Below are 12,883 nucleotides of genomic sequence, written 5' to 3'. Positions count from 1 at the left end.
ACAGCCAAGCTGGTTGCGCTTCGCGCAACGCGCCATGCCTGGCGCACATAAAAAAGGCCAATTCCGAACAATTGTTCAGAATTGGCCTACAGCACTAACCGTCAGATTTTACTGGGCGCCACCTTGGGTGCCGAGCTTGCCGACCACAAAACCAATGAACTGCTCGACGGTCATTTTCTGGCCGTTGAACGTCACTTCATTGTTGGCGTAATGCAGTTTGGACACGATGTCACTGCCCACCACCGTGGCCAGTTGTGTGCCCACGGCGATGCCGCTGACCATCTCGCTGGCCATCTGGGATTGCTGCTCGATGGCCGCCGGGTCGGTCACGCCGCCCGCCTGGGCTTGCACCGCGGCAATGTCCTTGAGCATCGGCTTAGACAGGGTCAGGTTGACGTCCAGCAAGGCAATGATTTGCTTGGCCAGTTCAATCGATGGCTGCTCCAGGCTCGACGGTTTGACCAGGTCGGCCACCAGGTTGAAACGGCTTTCGCCATTGGCGGTTTTGACCGACAGGTTTTCCAACTCCAGGTGGGGCTTGGCGGCCAGCAGTTGCTCGAGGTTGGTCTGGGCCAGGGCTTGTTCGGCGTCGGTCAGTTGCAGCTCGGGCAGCGCTTGCCCGCTGGCGGACGCGACTTGCACAGGTTTCATCTTGTCCTGATAGAGCTTGGTCAGCACCAGCATCGACGGCACGTCGACGTTTTTCATGCTGGCCGCGAGCACCGCCGACCCCACGGGTTTGCCTTGGTAAGCGACCTCGTCGACCTTGTAGTCGATACGGCCCGAAGCCAGGTTGCCGTTGACTTCACTGGCGCCTTTTTGCTCGAAATTCTTGACCGTCAACACGGCTTGCTGCGGCCCGAAGGTCACCTTGGTATTGCTCAGTTCGACGGTGTTCTGCCCGGTGAAAAAGCCAAAGCTGGTCTTGTCCAGGTTGCTGGCCACGGTCAGGCCGCTGAGCTCAGCGTTGAACGGCGCGTTTTGAGCATCGGTGATGGTGACCTTGAGGCTGTCCATATAGCCGTTGGCCTTGACCTTCTCAGCCTCGGCGGTGCTGGAGAAGTCCAGGTTGGCGCCGGAGAAACTCACGGCCGCCTTGTCGTCCTTGAACTCCAGCGGCAGGAACTCGAGGTTGCCGTCCATCGAGTGGCTGTAGCCGATGTTGGTCACACCCTTGAGCGGCGACACGTCTTTGGTGGCGGCAAACCATTTTTCGGTGGTGGGGTTCTTTTCAAGCTCGATGTGATTGGTGGCCATCACCGGCAGCCACTTCAGCGACACCAGGCGCGAGAACGGCAGCGGGCCGTGTTCGATGCGGTCGACAAACAGCAACTCGGTGTTCTCATTGCCTGGCCCGAACACCGTGCCTTGGGCCTTGAGACGAAAATGGGCGGTGCTGCTGAACAGCTCGCGGTCCAGGGACACCAGTTCCAGGGTGATCTGGCCATCAGACCCGGCCATGGAGGTTTTCAGCTCCTGGTTGGCGTTCTGGATCACGGTTTGCAACACCGGCTCCAACTGCTTGCCGGTGTACCAGGCCCCGCCTGCGCTGATTGCGCCGACGGCGACGACGATACCCAAAAGAACGACTGCTGGCTTATTCATGTAGTGACCTGATCAAATCCTGTGAAGTGGGCGTCTTCCCTGAGCCCCTGAGGGGCATGGCGTTGGCCCGCCGAAAAACCGGGGAAGATTAGCACTTTTAAGCTGAACGAAAATGCAACGGTGAATGTGCAGGCGCCGTCGCGGCAAGCGCGCGGCTTCATGGCGCCTGAACAGACAACGCCGGGCTCAGGAATACTCCGTGTCGATCTCATCGAGCTGATGATCGAAGCTTTTGAGCCGGGCCGTCCAGGTGTACACCAGCACTTCAAACTCGCGATGGATCAGCGCGTTGCCCGGTGTGTCGGCCTTGGGGTCGTAGAAATCCAGCTGGTAACGCTCGCGGGCCATGGCCGTGGCCACGTCGGACAGCTCGCGGGCGTTGTTGAGCCAATGCCGGCCGTCGGCGACCTGCCGGTCGAGCAGCACGCATTGCTGTTTCAGGGCTTCGAGGCTTTTTTCGAGCGGGGTGCCGGTGAGTTCGCCCATCACTTCCTGGAAGGTGCGGCCCGGCTGCCAGTAGCTGCCCCAGAAGTAGCGGTCGAACACGGTTTCGACCCGGCGCAAGGCGACTTTGGTGTCCCAGATCGCCACCCGCGTCTTGCCTTGCTCAAGCACACGCCGCTTGATGCGCACCCCTTGCCACGACGCCCAGGCCACCACGCCAATGGACAGCGCGGCGATCAGCGCACAGGCGCTGTCGAGAAACACCATGGCCTTGTCGAGTTGGTGGGAAAGCATGACGCCGTAGAAGTAAGCCGCCGAAAGCAGCACCAGCGCGAAGAACACGCACCAGAACGCGGGAGCATAAGGGTTTTTCATTATTGGAATCCCCATGAGCAACGCAATCGAGACTGGCGAGCCATCACGGGAGCCCGCCAGTCCAAGCATAGCTATCAGCTCAGGGTTTGCCGGGTTGTGGCGCTTGCGTTCGTCCGTTTTCCCAACCGCCGCCCAAGGCCAGGAACAGGTCGATCTGGCTCATGGCGACCTGGGTGTTCGCCGCCGCCAATTGGGCGCGCACGCTGGTGTGGCTGCCGGTGGCTTGCAGGTCGGCCAGGAAAGAGGCGCGGCCGGCCTGGTAGAAGCGGTGTGTCTGGTCGGCGGCTTGCTCGGCCGACTGTTCGGCGTCGGCCAGGGCGTCGCGCCGTTGCAGCAAGGCGGTGTACTGCGCCAGGCCCGTCTGGGTTTCGCGGATGGCGTTGAGCACCACGCCGTCAAAATGCGCCAGCGCGCCTTGGGTGGCGGCTTCGGCTTCATGGATGCGGGCGCGGGCGCCGTTGGTGGGCACGCTCCAGCTGATCAACGGGCCAAAGCCCCAGCGGTTGGTACGCGCCTCGCCCAGATGGTCGAGAATACCGCTGGTCGCCACCGTCGCGCCGATGCTGATGTCGGGGTACAGCGCCCCCGTGGCCACGCCGATGCTGGCCGTGGCAGCCGCCAATTGGCGCTCGGCCTGGCGCACGTCCGGGCGGCGCTTGAGCAGCGCGGCGCCGTCGCCCACCGGCAACAATTGCGCGATGTGCGGCAGCTCGGCACATGTGCCGGTGCCGGCGGGCAACTGGTCGACGGGCTTGGCCAGCAGCATCGACAAACGAAACAACCCGGCCTGGCGCGCGGCCTCATAACGCGGCAGCTCCGCGCTCAGGGATTTGAACTGGGTTTGCGACCGGGTCACCTGGGTTTCATCACCGCGCCCGGCGTCGCGCAGTTGCTGGGTGAGGCGCGTGCCCTGCGCTTGCAGGTCCAGGGAATGCTGGGCGATTTTCAGTTCTTCGTTGGCCGCGCACACTTGGGTGTAGGAGCGCACCACGTCCGCCACCAGGGTGATGCGCGCCGTATCGGCGGCGGCCTGGGTGGCGTCGGCGCTGGCCTTGGCGCCTTCGATGCCGCGCTGCAAGGTGCCGAACAGGTCGAACTGATAGGAAGTGGTGATACCCGCATCGCCCACGTTGGTGACCGGCACTTTTTCGGTCAGCAAATAGGCCTCGCCCGACTCCTGCAAGCGCTCCACCCCGGCCGTGGCCCCGGCACTCCAGCCGCCTGCCGATTCGGCCTGCTGCACCTGGTAACGCGAGCGCTGCAGGTTGGCGGCGGCCACGCGCAAATCGGTGTTGGAGGCCAGGGCCTGGCGCACCAAGGCGTCCAGGCGGGCGTCGTTGTACAGCTTCCACCAGTCGGCCGGCACCGGCGCCGAGACGACGTTGCCGCCCTCGCCCGCCAGCGGCCCTTGCAGGTCGCCGCGGTTCACCGCCGCCTTGTCGGGCAAGTGGTAATCCGGCCCGACCACCTGGCAGGCCGACAGCAGCAAGCCCAACCCGGCGGTGGCAAGCAGTTGTTTCATGGCTGGGCTCCGTCGTGGGCCTGATCGTTGATGATCGACACCGTGGCCGTACGCCCGGCGATCATGCGGAAATCCGCCGGCACTTCATCAAACGCGATGCGCACCGGGATCCGCTGGGCCAGGCGCACCCAGCTGAACGCCGGGTTGACGTTGGGCAACAGGTTGGACCCGCTGGTGCGGTCACGGTCTTCAATACCGGCAACGATGCTCTGCACATGGCCGCGCAGGCGGGCGTTGTCGCCGATCACGCGGATGTCCACGCGCATGCCCACGTGGATGCCGTCCAGTTTGGTTTCTTCAAAATAGCCGTCGATGTGGTACGAGTTGCTGTCCACCACCGACAGCACCGGGCGCCCGGCGGTGACGAATTCCTGGGCACGCGGGGCGCGGTCGTTGACGTAGCCGTCCACGGGGCTGCGGATCACCGAGCGGTCGAGGTTGAGCTGGGCGGCGTCCACCGACACCTGCGCCTCGGCCAACGCCGATTGGGCGCGGGCCACGCGGGACTGGCTTTCTTCGAGTTGCTCGCTGGGCACCAGGTTGCCCAGGCCGCGGTTGCGCTTGTTCTCGCGCTGGGCCTGGGCCAGGGTTTCCTGACGGTCGGCCACGGCGGCCTGGGCCTGGCGCAGCGCAAGCTTGAAGCGGTCCGGGTCGACGGCAAACAACACCTGGCCTTTGGTTACGGGCTGGTTGTCTTGCACGTCGACTTGCTGGATCAACCCGGACACGTCCGGGGCGATCTGCACGATGTCGGCGCGGATGTGGCCGTCACGGGTCCAGGGCGCGAACATGTAGTACATGACCATGCGCCACACGACGACCACGGCAAAGGTCACCACCAATAACGTCAGGACCACGCGGCCAATGGTTAAAAAAGGTTTTTTCATGTCATCAGGTATCGGCTGAGTGAGTCCACGCCCGCCAGCAACAGCGCGTAGAGCCCTACATTGAACAATGCCCGGTGCCAGACCAGGCGATAGAAGTGAACACGCGTCAACACGCCGTGCACCACCAGGTACACCCCATACGTAATGCCCATGAGCACCAGCAACGTGGGCAGGAACACCCCGCTGATGTCCAGATCGCCGATCATAACGGTGCTCCATCAGGCAACGGCGCTTCGCGCTCGGCGCCGCCGGTGAACTCCACGCCAGGCAACAGCGACAGGCGCAACCCGCTCAACGCATGCAGCAAGTGCAGGCGGGTGTCGTCCTCGCCTTGCAGGCCCTGGCCATTGAGCGCGCGGCGGGTGCGGTCCAGGGTCATCAGCAGACCGCTGGGCGGCGGCAGGCGTTCACCGGTTTTCAGGCACGCCTTGAAGTAGGCGCCCACGCCCTCCACCACCTGGTTGAGCAGCACCCGGGGCACGCCCAAGATACGCGGCGAGTAGGCGAGCAGGTCCAGCAAGTTGAGCGCCACGCGCACTTCGCGCAGGGCGATGCCGGTGTCCTGCCCGGTGAGGGCCAGGCGCGGCAGGTGCTGCATGAGGCGGTCGAGCATTTGCACGCCCATCCTGCGGTGTTCGGCCAGGGTGGCGGGCTCGGTGAGGCTGACGATGTCGCGCCAGCTGAAGCGGGTCAGGCGCTTGGCGGCAAGCTCTGCGCCGAACGGGCGGGAAACCAGAGTCCAGATAAACGCGAACAACAGCCCCACGGGCCCGGCCAGGTTGACGTTGGCAAAGGCCAGGAAGTCGGCATCGTAGGCGCCCTGGATGCTGATGAACGACGAGGTGTTGACCAGCGTCAGCAGCATGCCCAGGTAAAAGCGCGGCTGCACCGTGAGCGTGCCGATGCAGATGAACGGCACGGCAAACGCCAGCACCAGCATCGGGAAGTCATGCAGGTTGGGCAGCACCAGAAACAGGTAGAGGCTGGCCAGCAGCACCGACATGGCGGTCCAGAAAAAGAACCGGTAGATCTGCGGCGCCGGGTCGTCCATCGAGGCGAAAAAGCTGCAGGCGATGGCCGCGAGAATGACCGCGCTGCCGCCGTCGGTCCACCCCAGTAAAATCCACAGCACCGAGGCGACGACGATCGCGCTGACCGTGGAAAACGCCGAGTAGAACATCAGCCCCCGGTCCAGGAACGGGGTGAGGCGGCCCAGGCGCCAGTGACGGTAGACGGCGCGCCAGTTGTCCTGGCTTTCGCACTGGATGGCGGCTTGCAGGCTGCGGCAGTCTTGCCACAGGTCCACCCACTCGGCCAGCCGGTACAGGGCATTGGAAAACAGCAGCGTGTGGCGGTCATCCAGCGCTTCGCCTTGGGGCTGCAGCGCGTCGATGCGTTCGCGCAGGGCGCGCCAGCCTTCCACGGGCGCGTGCTCGCGGGTGTCTTGCAGCCATTGGCTGGCGGCGGCCAGCAGCGGCGTGAAGGTGGCCAGCCATTCGGGCGCGCGGTGTTCGAGGGCGTAAATGGCGTCGTCGAGGGCGTCCATCACCGGCAGCAGGTGGATCATGCGCCCGCGCAGTTCCTGGGTATTGCGCACGGTCTGCGGGCGGGCGCCCTCGTGGGGCAGTTGGCCAATCATCAGCTCCAAGGTGTTGAAGGTGGCGACCATGCCGCCGCGCAGGGTGCTGATTTCGTCGGTTTGCACGTCCCGCTCAAGAAAGCGCTGGCAGTAGAGCTGGGCGTCGGCGAACCATTTGCCCACCGCGTCATCGAACACCGGCGCCAGGCGCCGAGGCCAGAACATCGCGCCCACCACCGCCGCCACGGCGATGCCCAGGAAGATTTCTTCGGTGCGCGCCTCGGCCACATCCCACACCGCCAGGGGGTTGTCCACCGTGGGCAGGGCAATGAGCGGCAAGGTGTAACCGGCCAGCATCAGCGCGTAGCTGTTGGCGGTACGCAGGTGCAAGGACAGGAACAGCAGAATGCCGGTCCACAGGGCGATCACCACCACCAGCACGTAAGGCGTCTGCACAAACAGCGGTACAAACAGCACCGCAGCCGCCGCGCCGGTGAAGGTGCCGATGGCCCGGTACAAGGCTTTGGAACTGGTAGGACCGACAAACGGGCTGGAGACGATATACACGGTGGCCATCGCCCAGTACGGGCGCGGCATCTGCATGAGCAACGCGATGTAGAGCGCGATCATCGAGGCCGCAAAGGTGCGCACGCCGTAGAACCAGTCCCGGGCGGGCGGCATGCCGGTGAAGAAACCGTTCAAGGCATCACACTCTGCGCGGCCTCGAAGGCGCGCAAGACACGCAACGCGGCTTCCAGGTCTTGGGGGGCGATATGCGCCAACACGTCGCGGCGCAGGCGTACCAGCTGTTTTTCCACGTCGTGCACCAATGCGCGGCCACGGGGGGTAAGGCTCAGGGCCTTGGCGCGGCGGTCGTGGAGGTCTTCGCTGCGGCACACGTAGCCGGCGCTGCACAGTTGGTCGAGCAGGCGCACCAGCGACGGGCTTTCCATCCCCGACGCCTGGGCGACCTTGACCTGATGCACGCCGTCGCCGAGGCGGCCGATCATCAGCAACGGCACCGCGCAGGCTTCGGAAATGCCGTAGCTCACCAGCGTGGTCTGGCAGATTTTGCGCCAGGTGCGCGCGCCCACCACCATGCTGCTGCTGATGTGCATCTGAAGCTGTTCGAGGGTCTGGGTCACGGGATTGTTCGCACACTGTTAGTTTGCTAACTATCAATATGAGCGGTGGATCCAAAGTCGTCAAGTTTTGAAACAAATTTGCTTGGGGGTTTATTGACGGTAAGTAAAGCAGGTGTCGGGCAAAAGTAAGCAGGCGCCCTCCTTCGGCGCACCGGCGGGCTTGTGATGATGGGTGATGCCAGCCGCCCCTCGTGGGCCCGGCGCAAGAGGGGGATGAAGCGCCGGGCTTTGCTTCAGGGGCTTGGTGCAAACAAGCCCATTGAATCGCTCGGGCCTACCGTTGCAGGAAGGGGTGCCGATAAGGGGTTGGCCCGACCTCAGAAAAAACTCACTGGCGCGTTTAAAGCCCAGATTTTTTCAACCCGCCTGCGCCTTAGCGGCACCCCTCCACAGGCTCCGGCCCGCCGCACACCACGAACAACCGCGCCCGCGCGCCGCCGCCGTCGTGTTGGCCGAGCGGCTGCCACCCCTGGGGCAATGGGGCGAATTCGTCCGGGCCGTCGGCAGCGCTGATCAGCCAGACGCGCCGGATGCCCGCCGGCAAGGCCGACAGGCGGTCCAGGTAGATACGCCCACCGTCCTGGTCCACCAGGGTGCCAAAGCCGTAGGCATTGGGGCGCGTCGAGGTGCCGTCCGCCTTGGGCGGTGTGAACAGCTGCAACTGGGCGTCGGTTTCGTCGTAATACACGTAGGGCAAATACCAGAGCATGTCGCTGATGACGATGCGGTCATCTTCCTGGTAGCCGTTGTTGACGAACTGCGCCACGAAGTTGAACTGGTCTTGTGCATCGACCGTAGCGTTGGTCTTGACCCCCACCAGTTCCACCCCGGCAAACAGCAGCACCAGCACCACGCCCGCTTTGCGCAGCCGGGCGGGCAGGCGGTCGACGGCCAGCGCCACGATGATGGGCAAGCCCATGGCATAGGCCGTGAGGTAACGCTCGATGTACACCGGGGAAATAAACGACACCGCGTAGACCAGCAACAGCGGCAGCAGGAAAAACAGCGCCAGCAGCCAGCCGAACCGATACCGGCTGCGGTCATGCCAGGCCGTCACGCCCACCAGGGCGATGAGCGCCAGCGGCAATCCCACGAACAGCGGTCGCCACAGGTGGTCGCCTTCGTCCTGGATCAGAAACTGCCAGATCATCGTGGGCACGGAGTACAGGTTGACCGGGTCTTCCCAGCCAATGTCGCCGCCCACCTTGAGTTGTTCGACGTGCTGCACCAGGTCCAGCAGTTCGGGCAACCAGGGCAAGTAAAACAGCACGATCGCAACGTTCGCCCACCACCAGGCCGCCCGCGTCACCAGACGCTCGCCCGAGGCCTGCGGCAGGCGCAGCAGCGCCAGCCAGCTCCAATGCGCCAGCACGCACAGGGCGGTGAAATAGTGGGTGTAGAAGGCTGCGGTCATCAGCAGCACATAGGCCACCAGGTAACGCGTTCGTTGCGGTTGGCGCACCCAATACACCAGCGCAATCGTAGCGCCCAGCAGCCACAGGCCCAGCAGCGAATACATGCGCACTTCCTGGCTGTAGCGCACGGCGGTGGGCAATATCGCCAGCAACACCCCGGCCAGCACGGCGGCGCGGCGGGTGGCGACCTGGCGGGTGAGCCAGATGCCCAGGCCCACCGCCGCCACGCCCGGCAGGGCACTCATGCAGCGCACCGAGAAGATCCCGTCGCCAAACAGCCCGATCCAGCCGCGCAACAAGGCGAAATACAGCGGCGGGTGCACGTCGTGCGCGGCATGGAACCACAAATCGTCCAGTGCGTATTCGCTGAGCAACAGGCTGGAGGCCTCGTCGCCCCAGACCGCCGCCGCGGTCAGGCCGTAAAAACGCAGCGCGGCGGCCAGCACCAGGATGGGCAGCCACCACAACCGGCTCATCCAGCCAGCCCCTTCCCAAAGCCCCGAATTAAGCGCGGGAAATGCCCCGACTTTACTGTCTTGTTCCGCCACGGAGCGTCGCACCTGTACTTCCTCACTCTCAACCAAACCTGCGCTTGCGCGAACCCTGCGCCACTCTAGGTCAAAAGCCCCTGATTCGCCTGCTGTTTTACAAGTAATTGAGCTGCCATCCGCCAGTCGGACAAATCTGAATTTTGCGCAGGGCTTCACCGCCGCATTTGTAGGATCAGGCTATGATTGCCGCCTTCCATGGATTCAGGAACAAGGACACTTCATGCGCATCGGCCTTCTCTCACCTTTGGCGCTGGCATTGCTCGCCGGTTTTTCTGTGCAGGCCCAGGCCAGTGGCGACGATTCGTGCTACCCCGACTGGAGGGTGTCACGCAACAGCCTGAACGCGTGCAGCAACCTACCCTTCCTGAACCCCGGCAACGACAGCCGGGTGAACCTGCGCCTGCTGCTGGCCGACAAAAAGGCCCTGGCGCTGGCCCCCAATGCGCTGAACCAGCAAGACCTCGACGAAGGCTTCGGCACCGTGCCGTTCCCGCTCTACCGCCTCACGCCGCCGCCAGAGGAGCCCGACGAACACGCCGATGTCGCGGGGCCTGCGCTGAGCGAGATATTGAACGGGCTGGCGATCACCCAGCAGCCCTACAGTGAAGCCGGGCTGGACTTCCTCAACGGCGAAGGCAGTCGCTGTCGCAGCAACACCGATGACAGTGCCCTGCCGTTCGTGCGCCAGGTGGTGCAGTCGGGTATTCCCAAGGCCGAGCAGCAAGTGCTGGCCGGTGCCCGGGTGAAGATGGTGTCGGCCTGCACATGGGACAACGCCAGCCTGGGCGACCTGCAACAAGTCCAATCGCCCCATGGCGTGCAGCTGCGGGCTTACCTGCTCGCGGCGGGCGATTTTTACAGCGGGCGCTTTGACGACGCCCAAAAAGGCTTTGCCCAGGCGGGCGACAGCGACCTGCCTTGGTTGCGGGAAACCGCCCGCTACATGAGCGCCCGCAACGCATTGAACAAGGCCCAGCAACAGGCCTTCGACGCGTACGGCATGCCGGACCTCGCCAAAGTGGACAAACCCGCCCTGCAGCAGGCCCAAACCGGCTTCAACGACTACCTGAGCACGTATCCACAGGGCCAATACAGCGCCAGCGCCCGCGGGCTGCTGCGCCGCGTGCACTGGCTGACGCCCGACCCAGACGCGCTGGCCGACGAATTCGCCTGGCAACTGACCCAGGCCGACGGCGCCCAGCGCAACGTGTCGCTGGACGCGTTGGTGCAGGAGCTCGATGCCAAGCTGCTGACCACCACCGTGGCGCCGGTGAAAAACCCGTTGATCCTGGCCCTCAGCGACCTGATGTTGATGCGCGACGGCCACCCGCCGCTGCTCGACCGTGCGGCCCTCGACGCGCAAAAGCCGGTCTTTGCCAAAGAGCCCGCGCTCTACAGCTACCTGCAAGCGGCGTTCGCCTTGTACGTCGAGCACCAGCCCGATAGCGCCTTGAGTTTGCTGCCAGCCGATATTCCCGACACCCTGGATTATTTCGCCTTTAGCCAGCAGACCCTGCGCGGCCTGGCCCTGGAAGCCCGGCAAGACTGGAACGGCGCCCAAGCGCTCTGGCTCAAACTGCTGCCGCGGGCCCGGCAACCGCTGCAACGCGACCAGTTGGAACTGGCCCTGGCCCTGAACTACGAGCGCAGCGGGCAACTGAGCAAGGTGTTCGCCGCCGACTCGCCGGTTTCGGCCAAACCGGTGCGCTACCTGCTGCTGCGCAGCGTCGCGGGCGCCGAGCTGCTGCGCCAGCAGATCGCCCAGGCGCAGGACCCGGTGGAGCGCCAGACCGCCCAGTTCGTGCTGCTCTACAAAGACCTGCTGCATAGCCAGTTCGCCACTTTCGCCGAAGACGTCAAACAACTGCCCACCCCGGCGCCCGACGACACGCTGGGCACCAGCCTGGGTTACGTGTATGCCGGTGGGAAGTCCTTGAGGCTGTTCCAGTGGGACGGCGCCAAGGCGCAATCCGGCTACACCTGCCCCAGCGTCACGCAGATCGCCAGCACCTTGCAAACCGACAGCAAACACCCGCAAGCGCTCAATTGCCTGGGTGAATTCGTGCTGCGCAACAACCTGGACAGCATGCCGCTGGACCAGCCCCGCGCGGCCGGCAGCCTGGGCAGCACGGCCTCGCAGTTTGCAGGTGAACCCTGGTCGCGCCTGGACGGCTACCGGCAAGTGATCGCCAACGCCAAGGCGCCGCGTCACGACAAGGCCTACGCCCTGTTTCGCGCCATCAACTGCTACGCGCCGTCGGGCTATAACAGCTGCGGTGGCGAAGAGGCCAGTGAAGCCGTCCGAAAAAAATGGTTCCAGCAGCTCAAGGGCAATTTTTCTGACACCCCTTGGAGCCAATCGCTGAAGTATTACTGGTAAGCGATGAAAGGCTTCTGGCTGTGCCTGCTCCTGCTGGCCACCCCGGCCCTGGGCGCCGTGAACGCGAGCGACTACGACGCCTTCTGGCTGTGGAGCGGCGTCACGCCCCAGCCGGTGCTCAAGCAGGCCAAGACCTTGTACATCCTGCAAGGCCAGATCAACGCCACCCGCCGCACGCCCGGGCGCGGTGTGCAATTGATCGCCCAGGGCATGAGCGTGCCGCGCATCACCCGGGGCGACGTCTGGGTGGTGTACCGCGCCCACACCCTGCGCTGGCCGGAGCCGGTCTATCGCCAACTGCTGGGCCAGGTACAACGCTGGCGCGACGCGGGCAACCCGGTGGTTGGCATCCAGATCGACTTCGACGCCCGCACCCAATACCTGCACGAATACGCCCAGTTCCTGCGTGACCTGCGCCAACGCCTGCCCCAGGACCTGCGCCTGAGCATCACGGGCCTGATGGACTGGAGCAGCAACGCAGACCCGGCCGCCATCGCCCAACTCAACGGGGTGGTGGACGAAGTGGTGGTGCAGACCTACCAGGGGCGCCACAGCATTCCCGATTACGCCGCATACCTGCCGCGGCTGAACCGCTTGGGGCTGCCGTTCAAGATTGGCCTGATCCAGGGCGGCGAGTGGCAGGCGCCGAAGTACTTAAAAGACAGCGCATGGTTTCGCGGTTATGTGGTGTTTTTACAGAATTGACCGGCCCCCGTGGGATCAGTCCGTAGGGCATTTTTTGAAATGCCGGAGGAAGCGTCTCGAAGGGACTTTTGCATTGAGATAACGCATTCATTGCCGCACCATCCAATCCACGGATCGTTCAAAGGACGGAACTCAAAACATGCTGGACGCAAACGCCACCCACATCACCCTCACCCTCGAGGGCATCTCCACCGACCTGCAAGTGCTCAGTTTCGTCGGCCGCGAAGCCCTCAACCAGCCGTTCTGTTTCGACATCGAACTGGTCAGCTCGCGCC

10 protein-coding genes are annotated in these 12,883 nt (G+C 64.2%); 2 read left to right on the top strand and 8 right to left on the bottom strand.

Annotated features, from left to right (window positions below; all coding sequences use genetic code 11):
• Positions 1 to 108: 108 nt before the first annotated feature.
• From ACW9H9_RS27220 to ACW9H9_RS27185, 8 genes are all read right to left on the bottom strand, one after another.
• Positions 109 to 1,605 (bottom strand): YdgA family protein, encoded by a 1,497-nt coding sequence (locus ACW9H9_RS27220; RefSeq protein ID WP_457346428.1) that lies wholly within the window; start codon positions 1,603 to 1,605, stop codon positions 109 to 111.
• A gap of 186 nt (positions 1,606 to 1,791) precedes the next feature.
• Positions 1,792 to 2,424 (bottom strand): NADH:ubiquinone oxidoreductase subunit N, encoded by a 633-nt coding sequence (locus ACW9H9_RS27215; protein ID WP_457346430.1) that lies wholly within the window; start codon positions 2,422 to 2,424, stop codon positions 1,792 to 1,794.
• 79 nt (positions 2,425 to 2,503) lie between these two features.
• Positions 2,504 to 3,946: an efflux transporter outer membrane subunit gene (locus ACW9H9_RS27210; RefSeq protein ID WP_457346431.1), complete on the bottom strand. Its 1,443-nt coding sequence runs from the start codon at positions 3,944 to 3,946 to the stop codon at positions 2,504 to 2,506.
• On the bottom strand, positions 3,943 to 4,833 hold the full coding sequence (locus ACW9H9_RS27205; protein WP_457346432.1) for an efflux RND transporter periplasmic adaptor subunit: 891 nt from the start codon (positions 4,831 to 4,833) through the stop codon (positions 3,943 to 3,945). The genes ACW9H9_RS27210 and ACW9H9_RS27205 overlap by 4 nt, the downstream gene beginning before the upstream one ends.
• Positions 4,830 to 5,039 (bottom strand): DUF1656 domain-containing protein, encoded by a 210-nt coding sequence (locus tag ACW9H9_RS27200; RefSeq protein ID WP_457346433.1) that lies wholly within the window; start codon positions 5,037 to 5,039, stop codon positions 4,830 to 4,832. Before ACW9H9_RS27200 ends, ACW9H9_RS27205 begins: the two co-directional genes overlap by 4 nt.
• A complete protein-coding gene (locus ACW9H9_RS27195; RefSeq protein WP_457346435.1) occupies positions 5,036 to 7,114 on the bottom strand; it encodes an FUSC family protein in 2,079 nt (692 codons plus the stop codon). The genes ACW9H9_RS27200 and ACW9H9_RS27195 overlap by 4 nt, the downstream gene beginning before the upstream one ends.
• Complete coding sequence (locus tag ACW9H9_RS27190) at positions 7,111 to 7,530, bottom strand: MarR family winged helix-turn-helix transcriptional regulator (protein WP_457346439.1); 420 nt, start codon at positions 7,528 to 7,530, stop codon at positions 7,111 to 7,113. The genes ACW9H9_RS27195 and ACW9H9_RS27190 overlap by 4 nt, the downstream gene beginning before the upstream one ends.
• A gap of 400 nt (positions 7,531 to 7,930) precedes the next feature.
• The gene (locus tag ACW9H9_RS27185) at positions 7,931 to 9,532 is read right to left on the bottom strand and encodes a glycosyltransferase family 39 protein (protein WP_457346436.1); all 1,602 of its coding nucleotides are present in this window, start codon (positions 9,530 to 9,532) and stop codon (positions 7,931 to 7,933) included.
• 211 nt (positions 9,533 to 9,743) lie between these two features.
• On the opposite strand from ACW9H9_RS27185, the gene ACW9H9_RS27180 reads away from it, so the two are divergent.
• Both ACW9H9_RS27180 and ACW9H9_RS27175 read left to right on the top strand, forming a co-directional pair.
• On the top strand, positions 9,744 to 11,903 hold the full coding sequence (locus ACW9H9_RS27180) for an outer membrane assembly lipoprotein YfiO (RefSeq protein ID WP_457346437.1): 2,160 nt from the start codon (positions 9,744 to 9,746) through the stop codon (positions 11,901 to 11,903).
• A gap of 3 nt (positions 11,904 to 11,906) precedes the next feature.
• Positions 11,907 to 12,608 (top strand): DUF3142 domain-containing protein, encoded by a 702-nt coding sequence (locus ACW9H9_RS27175; protein WP_457346438.1) that lies wholly within the window; start codon positions 11,907 to 11,909, stop codon positions 12,606 to 12,608.
• Positions 12,609 to 12,883 lie beyond the last annotated feature (275 nt).

This window comes from Pseudomonas sp. SDO5215_S409 (assembly GCF_054071325.1).
Note: the sequence above shows the minus strand (reverse complement) of the source record. Positions and strands in the feature narration are given on the sequence as shown.

What these genes read in the sequence shown, in the direction of transcription:
- ACW9H9_RS27205 (WP_457346432.1), bottom strand. Translation starts at nt 4,833, where the DNA reads ATGAAAAAACCTTTTTTAACCATTGGCCGCGTGGTCCTGACGTTATTG.
- ACW9H9_RS27200 (WP_457346433.1), bottom strand. Translation starts at nt 5,039, where the DNA reads ATGATCGGCGATCTGGACATCAGCGGGGTGTTCCTGCCCACGTTGCTG.
- ACW9H9_RS27215 (WP_457346430.1), bottom strand. Translation starts at nt 2,424, where the DNA reads ATGAAAAACCCTTATGCTCCCGCGTTCTGGTGCGTGTTCTTCGCGCTG.
- ACW9H9_RS27220 (WP_457346428.1), bottom strand. Translation starts at nt 1,605, where the DNA reads ATGAATAAGCCAGCAGTCGTTCTTTTGGGTATCGTCGTCGCCGTCGGC.
- ACW9H9_RS27175 (WP_457346438.1), top strand. Translation starts at nt 11,907, where the DNA reads ATGAAAGGCTTCTGGCTGTGCCTGCTCCTGCTGGCCACCCCGGCCCTG.
- ACW9H9_RS27210 (WP_457346431.1), bottom strand. Translation starts at nt 3,946, where the DNA reads ATGAAACAACTGCTTGCCACCGCCGGGTTGGGCTTGCTGCTGTCGGCC.
- ACW9H9_RS27190 (WP_457346439.1), bottom strand. Translation starts at nt 7,530, where the DNA reads ATGCACATCAGCAGCAGCATGGTGGTGGGCGCGCGCACCTGGCGCAAA.
- ACW9H9_RS27180 (WP_457346437.1), top strand. Translation starts at nt 9,744, where the DNA reads ATGCGCATCGGCCTTCTCTCACCTTTGGCGCTGGCATTGCTCGCCGGT.